A 16511-nucleotide genomic window follows, 5' to 3' on the forward strand; every position below is an offset into this window, starting at 1 on the left:
GGCTAGCCCTGACCGCTGCACATGGCCGGGTCGGACCCCGAACTTGGTTTCTGGATTTGGCTCCTGGAAGGCGTGCCGAACAAGGCGTCATAGGCGGCCAGCAACTTCGGACCCTCGTGGCTCCAGGCGAGTTCCTTGCGTACCCGCTCACGGCCTAACGCGCCCATGGTCGCGCGGCGCTCGCTGTCGTCGAGGAGTTCGGCGATTTTGTCGCCGAAGTCGGTCGGCTCCGTACAGGTTGCGTAGAGCGAGGCGCCTTGCGCCGAAAAGCGGCCTTCCCGCAGATCGTATTGCACGATCGGTTTGCCAAGCGCCATATATTCCATGATCTTGTTCATGGTCGATTTGTCGTTCATCGCCGTGGGCCGGTCGGGATTGACACAGACATCGGCGGTCGAGAGCGCGGAAAACAGAATCTCGTCCGGGCAGCGACCGGTATAGGTGACGTACTCGCCGAGCCCGCGCGCGATTGTATCCGCCTTGATGGCATCAAGCTCGGGACCGCCGCCGCAGATCACGAACTGAATATCCTGGCGGCCTTTGGCATTCACCAGGTGGTCGACCGAGTCGAGCAGAAGGTCGAGTCCTTCCTGCTTGCCGATGACGCCGACATAACCGACGACGAAGCGGCGACCATTGCGCCATTTCGGATCGGGCGCAACCTCTCTGACCCGGTCCAGATTCGGGCCAGAACGCACGATATGCACCTTCTCGGGGAGCATGCCCCCCCGTCTGATGGCGATGTCGCGGTAGCTTTCATTGGTGGCGATCGAGACATTGGCGGTTCGGAACGAAAGCCGCTCCAGCCAGACCATGAATTTCCAGCCGATGCCGCGCTTGCCGAACTTGGCCTCGTAGAGCTCTGGATTGATGTCGTGATGGTCGAACAGGAACTTCTTGCCGAACACCTTGTAGAACCCGCCGATGAGGAAAATCGTATCTGGTGGGTTGCAGGCATGGATCGCGTCGAAACCGCGCTGCCGCGCCACTTTGAGTGACAGCAGGAATTCCCAAAACAACGCGGTGCTGTACTCCAGCACATAGCCAAGGAAGCCCTCGGCGTCGAGCGGCAGCGAATGGCGATAGATATGGACGCCGTCGATCACCTCGTAGGGCGCGGTCGCGCCCTTGCCTTTCGGGCAGATCACCGACACTTGATAGCCGGCTTTCACCAGCGTGGTTGCCTCTGACCAGACGCGGCGGTCGAAGGGGACAGGCAGGTTTTCGACGATGATGAGGATGCGCTTACCAGTTGATGCCGTCATAGGTCCCCGCAAACCGGTTCGTGTTCGGCAGCCTGGCCATGTCGAGAAGCGTCTGGTCTGCATTCATCTTGTCAACCACAGTTTCATATTCGGGCGAACGACTGGTGGCCACGACAACGTCCGAATGCATCACCATCTCGTCGAGCGAGGGGACCATCAGCTGCGTAACGTGCGGGATCGCGTTCATTAGGTATGTTTTGTTGGCGCCCATCAGCTTTGCCAACGACACGTTCGGGTCAAAAATGCGGATGTCGCAGCCCTTCCCGACAAGCCGCTCGATAAGTTCCAGATACGGGCTTTCGCGCAAATCGTCGGTGCCTGCCTTGAAGGAGAAGCCGAGGAAGCCGATTTTGCGCTTGCCATAGCTCAGCAAGCGATCCAGTGCGCGCTCGACCTGCTGCTTGTTCGACGGCAGCAGGGATTTAAGCAGCGGTGCTTCCACATCGTTCTGGATCGCGTAGGCGTTGATCGCACGTACGTCCTTTGGCAAGCAGGAGCCGCCGAACGCAAAGCCGGGCAGAAGATAGGCATTCGAGATATTCAGCTTGGTGTCGGCGAAGAACACCTCCATCAGCTCATGGCTGTCAACGCCCGCCGCCTTGCAGATATTGCCGATTTCGTTGCCGAAGGCGACCTTAAGCGCATGCCAGGTGTTGTCTGTGTATTTGACCAGTTCAGCCAGCCGGGGCTCTGTGACGACAACGCGGCCAGGCAGGCCTGCGTAGAGCTCCAACAGCCGATCCCGGGTTATCTCATCGTCAACGCCGATCACGGTCTTGGCTGGATTATTGAAATCGGCGACCGCCGATCCCTCGCGCATGAATTCGGGGTTTGAGGCCACGCCGAACGTTTCGCCCAGTTTCCTTGATGCAGTTGCCTGGAGCGCCGGAATGACGATGTCGGACAACGTCCCCGGCAGCACGGTCGAGCGAACGACGACCGAGTGATAGTCGGCCTTTCTGGAAAGAGACGATCCGATTTGGCGCGATACCGCCTGAACCGCCGACAGATCCAGTGAGCCGTTGGGGCGTGAGGGCGTGCCGACGCAAAGCAACGACAAGTCGCTGTTCATCACGGCTTCCTCGGTCGAGGATGAGGCCTTTAGACGACCCGACGCGACATTGGCAGCGACAAGTTCGCCGACGTCTTTCTCGATGATAGGGCTTCGGCCACTGTTTATGAGATCGACCTTGGCCTCGCTGACGTCGCAGCCGATGACGTCATGCCCGCGCTCGGCCAGGCACGCGGCACAAACAGTACCGACATATCCCAATCCGAAGATGGAAACTTTCATAGCTCGCCCGTCCTGTTCTTTCTTTCGAAAGGCGGATCGAGCCACCTTCACGCTTGTTTTCGAAGAACATAAAAAATACAAGTAAAGGTCAGGTTAGCAAACCGATCAGTAATCTGCTTTGCCACCGCATCCGGTGGCCAGGCGCCTTGAAAACAACGGTTGCCGCCTCATCGAGGAGCCCGAATCCAGCCGACTGCAGGCCGCGTCCGGATGCCTGGTCGCCGCGTACAATCTCGATCTCGGCGCTTTCGGGCGCTACTATGCTGAGTTCCGACCGGCCGTTGCGGCGTGCCACCACACAATTGCCCTCGACCGACACGCCGAGTTCCGGCGAAATCAGGAAAGCGATCTCGACCGTCCCCGACGGCTTCGTGCCAACCAGCCGGTCCGTGATCAGAAAACCCTCGGCGGTTTCTTCTATATCCCGATGGTGGATGACGCCGAAGCGCCTCATGTAACCATCATGCGAGGCGGATACTTTCAGCCGGGACGCTTGCGACCTAGCGTCCAATCTTGCTCGGGCACGCCGTGGCATCCAGTTGAAAGCACCTGACGGCTCGCTTTGGCTGACGCCGTCCATGGTAAGGGTATTGTGTACGGCGCTGACCCGGAAGCGCCGGCGACTTTCGCCTTCCGAATGATAAAGATGCGTGCCCGCATCGACCAGCAGCGGCAGGCCATCCAGTGAGAGCCATACCGCGAGCGCGTCGGCGTGGCCATGTGCGGCCAAGGCGCCAAATCCAAGCGGTCCGTGATCGAAGACAAAATGGACACGGCGGCCCTTTATGGCACCGCGCCGGATGGTATAGCCACCCTCTTCAAGGGTAACCGCGCCGTCGGCGGGCGGCGGCGTCAACGATGGGGTGGCGAATACAGCATCGCGCCAATGCGGATCGCGTATAGCCGGTCCGAGTTCGGGCTGATCCAGAAAACCGGCAATCGCGCCGACGATGGACGTGACATAACGCGGCTCATCGCTGCCGAATGCCAACAGGACCCGGCTCTGGTCGTCATCGCCGATCAACGGCGTATGGCCGGCATCATCGAGAAAGAAGTTCAAGGCGCGGGCGGCTTCAGCCATGCGCTTACGTGCGGTTTCTGTGGCGCCGCCCAAGACGCTGAAGCCGATGAGCAGCATTTCGAGCGTGAAAGCGCTGTAGGCCGGCGACTGCTCCTTGCCCACGCCGTCCTTATGGAACAGGGCCAGCGCCCTGTCTTCAAGATGTGTCCGACCGTGTGTCGACCAGCGTGAGGCGTCCGAGTGGTCCGGCAGCATGCGTGCGGCAAGCACAAGGCCCATCGCCTCGGCGACGAGGTGATTGTTGGCCGAGGAATGGAGTGAGGGAAACCTGGCGAGCCACAGGCCGTGGGCGCAGACAAAGGATGCCAGCCGCTCGCCGGCAGCCCGGTCGATCCATGGATCGAGCGACGCTATGATGATGGACAGCGAGATCAGCCTATAGCCGGCCTCGATGCCTGAATACCAATTGATGCCGCGGCCGGGAACATTCGCTTCCATCCACGAGAAGACGGAGCCGAGTATGGCGTGGGCAAGGCTTGCGTCGTTTTCCCGGCGGGCATGGATTGCCGGCGCCGCCAGAAAATGCAGCCGGTTTACCTCGGCCACGTACTTGACGTCTCCATGCTCCTCGCCGAAGCGGAAATTGATGTCGAAGGTCGATCGCTCGGCGCCAGGCCAGCTTGCGCCGCTCACCGGGTCCAGTCGCCAGATCACCGGATCGACACGGCCGCTACTGTCCAGCATCGATATAGGCCAGTCGCGATTGAGCAGTCTCAGCCGGCCGGCGCGAAACGCGGCAGCGGCGGTTTGCAGTTGCTGTGCGACGGGCAGCGGCAAGTCCGCTTCGAACAGGGGCGCAAACAGCGGCAACACGCTGGGTCGCGCACCGGCCGTTGCAAAGTCGGACCAGTTGTGGCGCTCGCGCCGCGCGCGCCTGCGCTCCAACTGCTCACGAAACCGATGACGGACCTCGCCATGTTCCATCACGGCAAGCCGTCGTGCATACCAGGTCAAACGTCTCAACATGGAGCAGATTCTAACGGACTGCCATTGCCTTGAGATTAACATCGGCAGGCTATCGGGCAGACGCATCCGCTAACCTTAATCGGCATCTTTGTCGCGTTGTTCTCGCGCGCACCGGCCGGGTACCGTATCTTTATAGGCGCGGGCTTGCAGGGCCTCGCAGGAGCGCCGCCATATGGAATTCTCACGACGCCAGCTTCTTTCAGCTTCGATTGCCGCGCTGACGGCCCTGTCGGTGCGTGCTGCCGCGGCGCCAAAAACGAATTCCCGTTTTCAACACGGCGGTTCGATCCATACAATGATGAATTGGGGAGCGTTGCGCGACGGCGATCCACAACACTATTTGGCGCGCCCGTTCGAAACGGCCCGAAACGTCTTCCCAGCCGAATTGGTGCGCGATTTTGCGCAGGTCGGATTCGACTTTATCCGACTCACCTTGGACGTTGGCCCGTTCATTCAGTTGCAGGGCAGCGACAGGGACGCGCTGGAGCGGAAGCTCATGGACAATTTGCAACTCTTCCAGGAACTCGGGCTTTCGGTGATCGTGGATTGCCATCCGGTCGAGCAGGTGCCGGGCTATTCGGTTCAGTCAATCCTGGCGGATCTGGAGGCGCCGCTTTTTGCTCAATACACCGCGATGATCAGCCGGCTGGCGGCTCTGTTGGGTGAACTGCGGTCGGAGCGGGTCGCGCTGGAACTCATGAATGAGCCGGTGATCGGGGAGGCGAGTCATCGAACCCAGGTCCAAGTCTGGGGCGCGGCGCAGCTGGTTCTGCACGATGCGGCGCGGCGGGCGGCGGTCGATCTGCCGATCCTGCTGACCGGCGCCGACTATGGCGGCATCAGTGGGCTTACGGATCTGGATCCATCACCATTCATCGATAGCAATACGCTGTTTTCCTACCACTACTACATGCCGCTCAGCTTCACCCATCAGGGCATCGATTTTGGGACGCCGGACGCACCCTCTTCGCCCTACGTCGTCGATCTTCCTTATCCTTACGACGCTGTCTCGCCCGACGGGATATCGGCGAAAATAGAAGCTCGCATTGCCGCCAACACGACGCTTGACCAGGCTGCAAAGATGGCTGCCATGGCCGATGCGCGTCGGATTCTCGATGGTTTCTTGGCCGACGGCTGGAACCGCGCCCGCATCGAGAAAGACTTCGTGCGTGTGGCGAACTGGGCAGATCGTAACGGCATCGCGAGGAGTCGCATAGTGATGGGCGAGTGCGGGGTGACGCGGCGCGATCGGATTTTCACGGGAGCCGAGCCGACCTATCGCCGGGCCTGGCTTTCGGATGTGACAGGCATTGCGCAGACGCAGGGATTTGGCTGGGCGCTCTGGGAAATCAACGGCCGGGAATTTGGTATTCAGCGGGCCGACGACAACCGGATCGATCCTTCGATCGTCGAGGCATTGGGGATGCCAGGCTAATGCATGTCGCCCGGAAGTGTCCTCGGTTCCGGGATAACGACATGCATAAAATCAGAAGCTTACGGCAGGTCGACCGAATCCTATCCGCCACGACATGCTGAAAGCAATCCCCGCCTTGAGACCGCCGCAGCGATGCTTGCCAGCACTATTCCGTCCAAGATTATGTAAAAACAAGAGTTAGAGCCTCAACTCCCGCGACCACTGTCGGGCAAGCAGGCTGGTATAGACGCGCTCAACTTCGTCTGCCAGACGGGCGTAGTCACGGTTGGCCTTGACCCACACGGGCCCTTTGGCGGCCATCGTCCGGGCCTTGTCCGGGTCGTCGAACAATCGCGCGACACCTTCCGCGATTGCTTCGCCCGAAAATGCCGTGACGATACCGGCGCCGCTGCGGTTGACCACCTCGCTCTGATCGTAGTGGACGGTGGCAACGATCGGCCGTCCCATGGCCATATATTCAACCAGCTTTGTGGGCGTGGCTACCTGCTGGGCCGCATCCATCTCGAACGGTGACAGGCAGACGTCGACACGCTTTACCCAGCCCAGCGCCTCGACCAGGGGAAGACGTCCGGTAAAGATCACCCTCTCGGACAGGCCGAGCCTGTCGAGTTGAGAGGCAAGTTGTTCACGCTCGTGCGCCGCAACGGCCCCAATGATCACCAGCACTGTGTCGTAACCGTTGGCTACCAGCAGGGCCAATGCCTCGAATGTCAGGCGGGTGGTCAGGTTCAGAACATCGGCGCACATATAAGCCATGCTCTTTTTGCCGATGAGCCGCGGGTCGTCAGTGGCAGGGATCGACGCGGGATTATAGCGCTCAACCGTGACCCCCATCGGTACCGGCGTCATCTTCTTCGTCGGTATGCCTCGTTCGGCAACGCGCTCAAGCATCCTTTTCGATTGGACAATGACATGGTCCGACAGCGGCAGCACGATCCGGTAGAAGAGGGCGCTGCCGATAACAGCATAGGCAAGTCGAACAAATCGGGCCGGCAGGCTCATGGGCACGAGATTGTGAAGCGCGATACGCATGCGCGCTTCCAGCACGGGATAGCTCATCCAGAACACGAAGGGCGTACCGGAGATCCTGGCCGCGATGCCGTACACGATGCCCCACAGCGGCTGATCGCGTATCTGTATCAGGTTATATTCGCCACACATTGCCCGCCAGGCCAGCTTCAGGCGAAGCCGGGTTTCCGCCATCATATAACGGAGCGAACCGAATTTCTCCGTCATCTGGCGACGAGCGATATAGAACCGCTCGGCGCCGCGCACGTCGACACGTTTGGGACCATCCGCGTAAGGCCGCAGGCTCCAGTCAATCTTCAGCCCACGGCCAACCAGATGGTTTGAAAACAGTTCCACCAGATCGACACGGAATGCCGGGTAGTCGTCTGGCGCCACGAACAGGACGCGGACTCCAGCCAGCGGACTTTGCTGTGGCGATTTCACGTCAGCGGTCGCGATGGATTGTTTCGAGGCCAAGACTGTCATCTGTTTCCTGCGAATGCATGGCGCGCCAAATATGCCCTCAACCATTTAAGGCGCTGCCACAGAAATGGGTTTCGACGCAGTTGATCCGTCGCTGCCCGACCAAGCTGGATCGCCGCGATAGCGGCATTGCCGCGTGATGTGAGCGGCACATAGGCATCATCCAGTTCATGGATGACGTCACACCAATGGGTCTTGAAGTCTTCGAAGCCGACGCCCAGGTCATAGGCGGCCATGCCGCGTTCGCAGCACTCCGCGATTTGCCTGAAAGTCAGCACTTGGCCCGGACTTTGTGGCGCCAATTCATCCCTGGCGAAGGTCATGAAATATACGTTGACCCGCTTGCGATGTATCGCCGAACCGATGACGGCGCAGATCTTGCCGCCCACCCGAAGCTCCGCCATTTCCAGCAACGGCTCGCTCATGTGCCGGGAGCGATCGAGAAGGTCGCGGAAGAAATCCGTCACCCCTGGAGCACCAAAGCTGTTGAGCTGGCCTTGTTCGGCAAGGCGCAAGGCTTTCTGCTCGAAAAAGAAGTCGAGAGCGGCATTGCCGCGCTCGAGAGACCGAACCGTGCCATATTCCAGCACGCCTGCCTCTCGCATTTTACGCTCTTTCGATTGGATTTTGCGTTGGCGCGAACCGCCGTTTCTTTTCTGCAGCACAGCCGCAAATCCCCCGGCAAGAGCGAAGGAGTAGCCTTCCGTATGCGATGGGCTGCGCGACAGCGCGGCGAGCGGCTGAGCCATGTCGTCATGGATCCTGGGCATTCTCCTGAGCACCGCATAGTCCACTCCATCGAGCGCGGCGCGCAACATGGCTTCAATCTGGGTGCGCCTCATGCTGGCCATGACCGCCGCGGCTTCGTGGCTCCACAGGCCGAAATTGTAGCTGGAGTGGTTTCCGCCGATCCAGGTCGCGACGCGAACGGGTCCGAACGTCGAGGTCGCCAGCGGGAGGATGAAGGCCGGATTGCCGTCGAGCCGCCCCAATACTATGGCTGGCGTGGCTTTCTCCTTTGGCAGCACATGCCGGGCGTAGGCATCGACCCAATCATAGCGCTGAAAGATCGTTGCCACGCCGGTCGACTCGAGTTGGCGCCATTCGCGCTCGATATCCGAAGGGTTGGTAAAAGCCGCGACCTCGAAACGACCACAAGGTCTGTCGGACCAGACAGCCTGTGCCTCTCCATCGGCTGCCGTGTTCAACCGTGAGTTCATTCTCGCGACCCTTGGCGCCGGCTGCTGGCAATCTGCGTTGAGAAAACTGTTGGGTATGCATGCCAGGTTCCAAACTACTTTATCCCGCACGACTTAAGGAATGGTCTAGCAATCCTCTACAATACCTCAGACAGATGTTCTTCATACCCCATGGATCGCGTTTTCTCGGGCGGCGGAAAGGCAAGCGCAGAGAGTTCGTTAACCTTTCGAACCGGTCGCCTCGGCGGTAATCGCTTAGCTCATACATTCCTGTTAGCAGTCGGCGAGAATTATCCAATCGACAGGACGAGAATTGATTGCGTCGCTCAGAACATTGATCGGTCGATCCGCAGACATTCGGGTATTCAGCGCCGGGCTGCTCTGGTCGACCTTTGGAACGGTGATCGTTCGGCTGACGCCGATGATCACCACCATTTTGATTTCACACTGGTTCGGCATTGAATTCGTCGGCAAATTCGGAGTGACCTACGGCACACTGATGTCGAGCAGCCTGCTGGCATCCGCCGGTGTGAGCCTGATGGCGACGCGCAATATCGCCGCCTACTCGATAAACGACCCCGCCACGGCGGGCCGCCTGGCCGGCATGGCATTCCTCCTCACCGGTGGCGCCGCGGCATTGATCGGCCTGATGATTTTCCTGTTCGCGCATGAGATCGCCGGTCGGCTGCTGAAGCAACCGGAACTCGCTTCCTATCTCCAGATCATCGCGCCTGCGATTGTGGTCAACGCGATGAACACGGTCCAGACGGCCATCCTGAGCGGTATCCAGGCCTTCAGGACCATCGCTCGCCTCAACGTGATCTTTGGTGGATTGATGATCGCGCTGGTGCCTGTCGGGCTTTACTTTTACGGCCTCTCGGGCAGCTTTATCGCCTTGGGCTGCGCTTATCTGGGTGGATGCCTCATCGCCTATCCGGCCGTAGTGGCAGCGCTTCGCCGGCGCGGTATTGAGATTGCGTTCCGGGAGGCATTTTCGCAGTGGCGGCTGGTTACACGCTATGCGGTGCCGGCGCTGCTTGCCAGCCTTCTGTACGAGCCGGTGAACTGGATCTGCACGGCGATGGTGGTCAACAATCCCGACGGTCTTGCCCAGGTCGGCCTGTACTTCATTGCCATGCAGTTGGAGACGCTGCTGCTGTTCGTGCCGCAGATCGTGGTGCAAGTGGTTATCCCGATGCTGTCGACCGGCTTTGGCGAGGCCGACCGCCGGCGTGTGATCAACGTGCTTGGCATGGGCATCGGCACCAATATAGCCATAGCCATAGGCTTCGTCGTGGTCATGATGACGTTCGGAAACTGGTTCCTTGTGCTGTTCAAGCTCGATCCCGCCCAGCACTGGCCGATTTTCATGATCGTGGTGCTCGCGGCCGCCATCATCGCCGCTGCCCTGCCGCTCGGACAGGTCCCGGTGTCCTCCGGTTACATGTGGACCGGACTTTCGATCACGGCTGGATGGGCGCTGACATTCATCATCGCAACGTGGTTTCTGCAAGATCGTGGCGCTCTCGGCATCGTTATAGCCCGCGCCATCGCCTGGTCACTGCAGACGGTGGTCTATATCGGGTTCACCCGCTTCGCCATTGGCCGGACGTGCGGTGAAAAGGGCACGTTGCTTCGCGATCGTGACCTTTCCACTGCGCCCGCCAAGTCGGCATCCTTGGATGCCTGATGGTGCGTCGGTGTGAAACATAGGCATTATAATGGATTCGGAAGTCGTTGGTTAAGCATAATCGCGGATACGATTTCGCATTAACTGCGCCGCTAGAGTTGAAGCGTATCTTCCAGACAGGGAGACTTGGACAGATGATCAATCGTATTCGTGCACTTTTCGCCCGCAACGAGGCGCTTTCATTCAACATCGAAACACTCTCCGATCATGACAACCTTTATGATGCGGGGATGACGTCGTTCGCCTCCGTCCAGATCATGCTGGCGATCGAGGAGGAATTCGACACCGAATTTCCAGAGGAAATGTTGACACGGCGCACATTCGCCTCGCTTGCCAACATCGCCGAGGCGGTCTCCAAACTTGCGAAGCAGGCAGTCTGACCATGAATGTCGCGAAAGCAATTGGCGTCGCGCCTGCCGGCATGCACAGTGACGCCCCCACGGCGCGCATGGCCCGTGTTGCCGAGGTTGCGGCCAAAGCGGCCGATTCCGTCGATCGCGACGCCCGTTTCCCTCACGAAGTCTTCGATGCATTGAAGCAGGAAAGCCTTCTTGGCGTGGCTGTGCCGATTGAATTCGGCGGCCAGGGAATGGGCCATGCCGCTATTGCCGACCTGATCGTCCAGCTGGCGCAGGCCTGCGGTTCCAGCGCGATGATCTATGGCATGCACCAGATTCAGATTGCGAGCTTGGCCAGCCATGGGACCGGCAGCGAATGGCATCGTGCCTACATGCGTCGCATTGCCAGCGAGCAGCTGCTGATGGCATCCGCTACCTCCGAGGCGGGCATTGGTGGCGATCTTCGCAATTCTATCTGCGCGCTCAACGTCATCGATGGCCGCTTCTCGTTGACCAAGGACGCGACCGTGATTTCCTACGGCGCCTTTGCCGACGCCATCCTGGCCACAGCGCGCCGGGCACCGGACGCAGCCGGCACCGATCAGTCCATGATCGTCATACCCGCCGACGCCAACCGCACGCTGGAGCGCAAATCCGTTTGGGACACGCTCGGCATGCGCGGCACCTGTTCCGACGGCTTTCTGCTGACCGCAACCGGCGATGCCGCGCAGATATTCACCAAGCCGTTTTCGGAGATCGCTGCCCAATCAATGCTGGCGAGTTCGCACATCTACTGGGCAGCGACATGGTTTGGCATTGCGGCCGATGCCTTCGCGCGTGCCCAGGCCTTCGTCAAGCAAGCCGCCCGCAAGCAGCCAAACCTGACGCCGCCAGGCGCGCTCCGCCTGTCGGAGGCAGCCGCCAAGCTGCAGGAGATGAAGGGACATCTCGTTGCCGCCATCCGCCGTTTCGAAATCGCCGAACGCAATGAGGACGATCTCTCCTCGATAGGCTTTGCCGCTGAAATCAACGCGCTGAAGGTGGCCGCGAGCGAAAAGGCGGGCGAAATCGTGCGGCTCGCAATGCTGATCTGCGGCATCCTTGGCTATAAGAACGGCACGCCGTTCAGCGTCGGCCGGCATCTGCGCGACATCACCTCCGCTACAGTGATGATCTCGAACGACCGCATTCATGCGAACACGTCGACGCTGCTTCTGATGAGCCGCTTCGATGCCAGGCTGGGAGGTTGAGATGGATACCGGGACATTCACCTCAAAGGACCTGCTCGACAAGCTGTTCGATAACGGCATCCTGTTTGAGACCGGCGTCGACGGCCTCTATGGCCGCTCCGGCATGTTCGAGGAAGTCATCGAACGTTTCGAGCGCCTGGTCACGCGCCTCGGCGCGGTCGACAAGCCTACCCGTATCCACTTTCCGCCTGGCATGAGCCGCGCGACGCTGGAAAAAAGCGGCTACATGAAAAGCTTTCCGCAGCTTGCCGGGTGTGTGCACTCCTTCATGGGCGGCGAGCGCGACCATGCCAAGCTGCTTGGCATGATGGACGCCGGCCAGGACTGGACCGAACTGCAGCAGCCAACGGAGTTGGCGCTGACGCCTGCCGCTTGCTATCCGCTTTATCCGACGGTGGCCGCGCGCGGACCAGTTCCGATGGACGGTCTCCTGTTTGAACTCTCATCCTATTGTTTCCGGCATGAGCCATCGCAGGACCCGGCCCGCATGCAGCTTTTCCGAATGCGGGAATTCGTCTGCATCGGTACGGCCGATCATGTGCATGCGTTTCGCCAGAGCTGGCTTGAGCGTGGCAAGGCGATGATCGAGTCGCTGGAGTTGCCTTGTGAGCTGGATCTTGCCAACGACCCGTTCTTCGGTCGCGGCGGCAAGATGCTGGCCAACAACCAGCGCGACCAGGGGCTGAAGTTCGAGCTGCTGATACCGGTGAGCAGCCAGGAAAAGCCGACAGCCTGCCTGAGTTTCAACTATCACCAGGATCATTTCGGCCAGACCTGGGGATTGAAGTTCGCCGATGGCAGCCTGTGCCATTCGGCCTGCGTCGGCTTCGGCCTGGAACGGGTGGCGCTGGCGCTGTTTCGTCATCATGGCCCCGACGTTAATGCCTGGCCGCCGGCTGTCCGCGCGGTTCTCTGGGATGCCTGACATGAACGCCGTGATCCCCGGTCTCGACCCGGCGGGCTACAGGCCGCATGAATTGCACAGCGCCGAACGACGCTGGCCGCAGACAAATTGCTACGTCGACCTGCTGATTGAAGTCATGCATGCGACCGGCCATGATCCGGTGGCCGCGCTCGGCTTTACCCTTGCCCAGGATTTCGAAGGCGATCAGTTCACCTTCTTCAAGTTTCCGATCGCCGATCTGCAGCGGCTTGCGGGTCTCGATATCCAGGAACTGGCGATCTTCGACCGGCTGGAAACGCATGTTGCGACGCAGATCGACCTCGGACGCCTGCCGCTGGTGGAAGTCGATGCTTTCTACCTGCCCGACACAAGGGGAATCACCTATCGCGCGGCCCATTCCAAGACGACCATCGGTATCAATGAGGTCGATCCGCGGACGCAGCGGATGGTCTATTTTCACAATGATGGTGTCTTCGCACTGGGTGGTGAGGACTATGAAGGCATCTTCGGCGGCGCGGACCTTGCGAGCGCGGGCTCGTTGCCACTGTTTCCCTACGCGGAGTTCGTGAAATTCGGCATCACGCAGCCGCCGGAAGACATGGCACGAGCAGCCGCGACACTGCTCTCACATCACCTGTCACGCCGCCCGAAGCACAATCCGTTGCGATCCTACGCTGCTGCGTTCGGCCGCCATGTCGATATGCTGGTCCACCGCCCGCCGGAGTATTTTCATATCTACTCCTTCAACACGTTGCGGCAGCTAGGCGCGAATTTCGAGCTTCTCGGCAGCCATTTGGAGTGGCTCGGGAAAAATCGCCGCGAGAGTTTCGAGCAAGCGGCCAAGGCCGCCGGCGATATCGCCGAAGGCGCCAAGGTCATGCAGTTCAAACTCGCCAGGGCTATGGCGCGCGGGCGTTTCGATGGCCTTGAGGCGACGCTGGAACCGATGGCCAGCGCTTATGATGTTATCATCAACGTGCTTGACGCGCGCATGGCAACCCTGGCGGAGGCGGCCTGAACGGCGAGCGGAATTCGGCTGCCGTAGCCTGGATCAGATCCATGACGACAGTGATCTCCGTCGCCGATTCAGCTGAGTTGCTGGAAGCAGGATGGCAGCTTGCCCTGACGCCGGCTGGTGCATGGCGCGGGCCGGGCGATGCTGACCCTTCGGCAACATGGCTGCGCGCCACATGTCCTGGTACCGCGGCGGCGGCGCTCGAGGCGGGCGGCCTTTGGGATCGGCAAGCACCGATGCCATTGCACGACAAGGACATCTGGTATCGCTGTCGCCTTGAAGCCAGCGGGCCGGTGCGGCTTGTCTTCGAAGGCCTTGCGACGATTGCCGAAATCTACATCGACGATCGATTGGTCCTTGTCTCCACCTCCATGTTCGCGCCGTGTCAGACGTCGCTGACGCTGAAAGGCGGCGAAATGCTTGCCATCGCGTTTCGCAGTCTTGACGCCTATATGGACGGCCTCAAGGGTCCGCGGGCCCGCTGGAAGGCGCGCATGATTGACGATCAGCGCTTGCGGCTCGTTCGCACGACCCTGCTTGGCCACATGCCGGGCTGGTGCCCGGCCTTCGACGTGGTCGGCGCATGGCGGCCGGTTCTGCTGGTGCGCGAGAATTTGGCTTCGCGCGTCGCTAGCGTCGACATGCGTTCCGATCTCGAAGGGACTACAGGCAGGCTCGATGTGGAGCTGACGCTCTTCACGCCGCTTGTCGACGGCGAAACCGCCTTTATCAGCTGTGCCGGAAAAACCGCGACGCTCACCAGCGATGGCGAGAAGCTGAATGCGCGCCTTGACATCGCCAACGTTGCGGCTTGGTGGCCGCACAGCCATGGAACGCCGGATCTTCATGGTGTCAGCGCTACCATCGGGAGTAACGAGGTAAACCTCGGACGTGTCGGCTTTCGACGCCTGGAGCTGGATCGCGGCCGTGACGGGCGCGACTTTCGGCTGATCGTCAACGGCATCCCGGTCTTTTGTCGCGGCGCGGTTTGGACACCGTCGGACATAGTGTCCTTGGACGGGAGCGCGGCGCCGTTGGACGCCGCCTTGCGCCTGGCAAGTGACGCCGGTGTCAACATGCTGCGTGTCGCCGGCCCCTTCGTCTATGAATCCAACGCCTTTCATGCCCTGTGTGACGAACTCGGCATACTCGTCTGGCAGGATTTGATGCTGGCGAATTTCGACTATCCCGCCCGGGATGACGAATGGTGCGCTGCGCTGGCGGCGGAGGTAGAAACATTGCTGCGACGATTGCGGCACTCGCCTTCGCTTGCTGTGATTTGCGGCGGCAGCGAAATCGCCCAGCAGGCGTCGATGATGGGAATTCCAGCGTCCATGGACCCGACGCCATGGTTCGACACGGTGGTGAGGCCGCTTGCGGGCGCCATTAGACCTGATCTCGTGCAGGTTGCTTCCTCGCCGCATGGCGGCAGCCTGTCTTTCACCGCTGAAGCGGGACCGGTACATTATTACGGCGTGGGCGCTTATTGCCGGCCGCTGGAGGATGCGCGCCGTGCCGAGGTCCGCTTCGCCAGCGAGTGCCTTGCCTTCGCCAACGTGCCGGATCAGGAGACGCTGGACGCCTTCCTGGCCGTTGCGCCCGTGCATGACCCACGCTGGAAAGCCGCGACGCCGAGGGACGTTGGGGCGTCTTGGGATTTCGAGGATGTACGCGACCACTATCTGGAAAACGTCTTCGGCGTCGACGCCCGTGCGTTGAGGCTGCAGGACGGTGCACGCTACCTCGACCTCTCGCGTGCCGTGACGGCCGAGGTTGTGGAGCGCACGATTGACGAATGGCGCCGACCGGCCTCGCCGACGGCGGGTGCACTGACCTTGTTCTGGAAAGATCTGGCCGTCGGCGCCGGCTGGGGCGCGATCGATGCGACCGGCCGGCCAAAATCGGTTTGGCATGCGATGAAGCGGGCCTTCCGTCCGCTGCGCCTGATCCTTAGCGATGAAGGCTTGAACGGCCTCCATGTGCATGTGATCAATGATGGACCGAACTTGGTTGAAGGCAGGCTCACCCTGACCTGCCTGCGCGATGGTTTGACACCGGTCGTCACAGGCAAACGCGAGATCGCGGTTGCGGCGCATGATGCCGTGACGGTTTCGGCCTTCGAGCTGTTCGGTGCGTTCTTCGATATCTCTTACGCCTATCGCTTCGGTCCGGTCGCGCATGAGTTGAGCGTGGGGCAGTTTACGGATTCGCAGGGAACCCAGTTGGCGGAAGCCTTCCATGTTCTGCCTAATATCATGACGAAACGGTGCGATGTCGGCCTTCGCGCCAAGATCGAACCTGGCAGCGATTGCTGGCGACTTCGGCTCGCCTGCGACAGAGCCGCGTATTATGTCCATGTCGGCGGTCCCCATTATCGGGCCGAAGAGGATTATTTTCATCTGTTGCCTGGTCGCGAAAAAACAGTGCGGCTGGTCGCGTTGACAGGCGCACCGATGCCTATCGGGACCGTTACAGCCCTCAATGCGCAGCAACCTGCTGTTTTCGACCTGACCGAGCCGTTCCCTAAAATGGGTGCAGCCAGGGGCATTTCGTGAGGCCGATCGTCTTCGAAGGGACTGTCGG

Annotated in this window: 12 protein-coding genes; 7 read left to right on the forward strand and 5 right to left on the reverse strand. The window is 60.5% G+C overall.

Going from position 1 to position 16511, the window contains the following annotated elements; genetic code table 11:
- Positions 1–2 precede the first annotated feature (2 nt).
- From FJ492_RS00295 to FJ492_RS00305, 3 genes are all read right to left on the reverse strand, one after another.
- Positions 3–1265 carry a glycosyltransferase family 4 protein gene (locus tag FJ492_RS00295; protein ID WP_140767972.1) on the reverse strand — a complete coding sequence of 421 codons (1263 nt, stop codon included), beginning with the start codon at positions 1263–1265 and terminating at the stop codon, positions 3–5.
- Positions 1246–2559 (reverse strand): UDP-glucose/GDP-mannose dehydrogenase family protein, encoded by a 1314-nt coding sequence (locus FJ492_RS00300; RefSeq protein WP_027144026.1) that lies wholly within the window; start codon positions 2557–2559, stop codon positions 1246–1248. The genes FJ492_RS00295 and FJ492_RS00300 overlap by 20 nt, the downstream gene beginning before the upstream one ends.
- An 88-nt stretch (positions 2560–2647) precedes the next feature.
- Positions 2648–4606 carry a heparinase II/III-family protein gene (locus FJ492_RS00305; protein ID WP_181166548.1) on the reverse strand — a complete coding sequence of 653 codons (1959 nt, stop codon included), beginning with the start codon at positions 4604–4606 and terminating at the stop codon, positions 2648–2650.
- 172 nt (positions 4607–4778) lie between these two features.
- Between FJ492_RS00305 and FJ492_RS00310 the strand changes: the two genes are divergently transcribed.
- Entirely contained in the window at positions 4779–6041 is a 1263-nt protein-coding gene (locus FJ492_RS00310; RefSeq protein ID WP_140767975.1) for a cellulase family glycosylhydrolase, read from the forward strand.
- A gap of 177 nt (positions 6042–6218) precedes the next feature.
- Here FJ492_RS00310 and FJ492_RS00315 read toward each other — a convergent pair whose 3' ends face one another.
- Both FJ492_RS00315 and FJ492_RS00320 read right to left on the reverse strand, forming a co-directional pair.
- The gene (locus tag FJ492_RS00315; RefSeq protein ID WP_181166164.1) at positions 6219–7535 is read right to left on the reverse strand and encodes a glycosyltransferase; all 1317 of its coding nucleotides are present in this window, start codon (positions 7533–7535) and stop codon (positions 6219–6221) included.
- A complete protein-coding gene (locus FJ492_RS00320) occupies positions 7532–8842 on the reverse strand; it encodes a GNAT family N-acetyltransferase (protein ID WP_140767977.1) in 1311 nt (436 codons plus the stop codon). Before FJ492_RS00320 ends, FJ492_RS00315 begins: the two co-directional genes overlap by 4 nt.
- Before the next feature lie 202 nt (positions 8843–9044).
- On the opposite strand from FJ492_RS00320, the gene FJ492_RS00325 reads away from it, so the two are divergent.
- From FJ492_RS00325 to FJ492_RS00350, 6 genes are all read left to right on the forward strand, one after another.
- The gene (locus FJ492_RS00325) at positions 9045–10421 is read left to right on the forward strand and encodes an oligosaccharide flippase family protein (RefSeq protein ID WP_181166549.1); all 1377 of its coding nucleotides are present in this window, start codon (positions 9045–9047) and stop codon (positions 10419–10421) included.
- A gap of 98 nt (positions 10422–10519) precedes the next feature.
- Entirely contained in the window at positions 10520–10801 is a 282-nt protein-coding gene (locus FJ492_RS00330) for an acyl carrier protein (protein WP_348641894.1), read from the forward strand.
- A 2-nt stretch (positions 10802–10803) separates the two neighbouring features.
- Entirely contained in the window at positions 10804–12009 is a 1206-nt protein-coding gene (locus FJ492_RS00335) for an acyl-CoA dehydrogenase family protein (protein ID WP_140767981.1), read from the forward strand.
- A gap of 1 nt (position 12010) precedes the next feature.
- Entirely contained in the window at positions 12011–12934 is a 924-nt protein-coding gene (locus tag FJ492_RS00340; RefSeq protein WP_140752855.1) for an amino acid--[acyl-carrier-protein] ligase, read from the forward strand.
- A 1-nt stretch (position 12935) separates the two neighbouring features.
- Complete coding sequence (locus FJ492_RS00345) at positions 12936–13931, forward strand: DUF1839 family protein (RefSeq protein WP_140767984.1); 996 nt, start codon at positions 12936–12938, stop codon at positions 13929–13931.
- Positions 13932–14569: 638 nt separating this feature from the next.
- Complete coding sequence (locus FJ492_RS00350) at positions 14570–16483, forward strand: glycoside hydrolase family 2 protein (RefSeq protein WP_140767986.1); 1914 nt, start codon at positions 14570–14572, stop codon at positions 16481–16483.
- Positions 16484–16511: the final 28 nt, after the last annotated feature.

The organism is Mesorhizobium sp. B2-5-4, assembly GCF_006441095.1.
Taxonomy (GTDB): Bacteria; Pseudomonadota; Alphaproteobacteria; order Rhizobiales; family Rhizobiaceae; genus Mesorhizobium; species Mesorhizobium salmacidum.

What these genes read in the sequence shown, in the direction of transcription:
- FJ492_RS00295 (WP_140767972.1), bottom strand. Translation starts at nt 1,265, where the DNA reads ATGACGGCATCAACTGGTAAGCGCATCCTCATCATCGTCGAAAACCTG.
- FJ492_RS00300 (WP_027144026.1), bottom strand. Translation starts at nt 2,559, where the DNA reads ATGAAAGTTTCCATCTTCGGATTGGGATATGTCGGTACTGTTTGTGCC.
- FJ492_RS00305 (WP_181166548.1), bottom strand. Translation starts at nt 4,606, where the DNA reads ATGTTGAGACGTTTGACCTGGTATGCACGACGGCTTGCCGTGATGGAA.
- FJ492_RS00310 (WP_140767975.1), top strand. Translation starts at nt 4,779, where the DNA reads ATGGAATTCTCACGACGCCAGCTTCTTTCAGCTTCGATTGCCGCGCTG.
- FJ492_RS00315 (WP_181166164.1), bottom strand. Translation starts at nt 7,535, where the DNA reads ATGACAGTCTTGGCCTCGAAACAATCCATCGCGACCGCTGACGTGAAA.
- FJ492_RS00335 (WP_140767981.1), top strand. Translation starts at nt 10,804, where the DNA reads ATGAATGTCGCGAAAGCAATTGGCGTCGCGCCTGCCGGCATGCACAGT.
- FJ492_RS00340 (WP_140752855.1), top strand. Translation starts at nt 12,011, where the DNA reads ATGGATACCGGGACATTCACCTCAAAGGACCTGCTCGACAAGCTGTTC.
- FJ492_RS00345 (WP_140767984.1), top strand. Translation starts at nt 12,936, where the DNA reads ATGAACGCCGTGATCCCCGGTCTCGACCCGGCGGGCTACAGGCCGCAT.
- FJ492_RS00350 (WP_140767986.1), top strand. Translation starts at nt 14,570, where the DNA reads ATGCGTTCCGATCTCGAAGGGACTACAGGCAGGCTCGATGTGGAGCTG.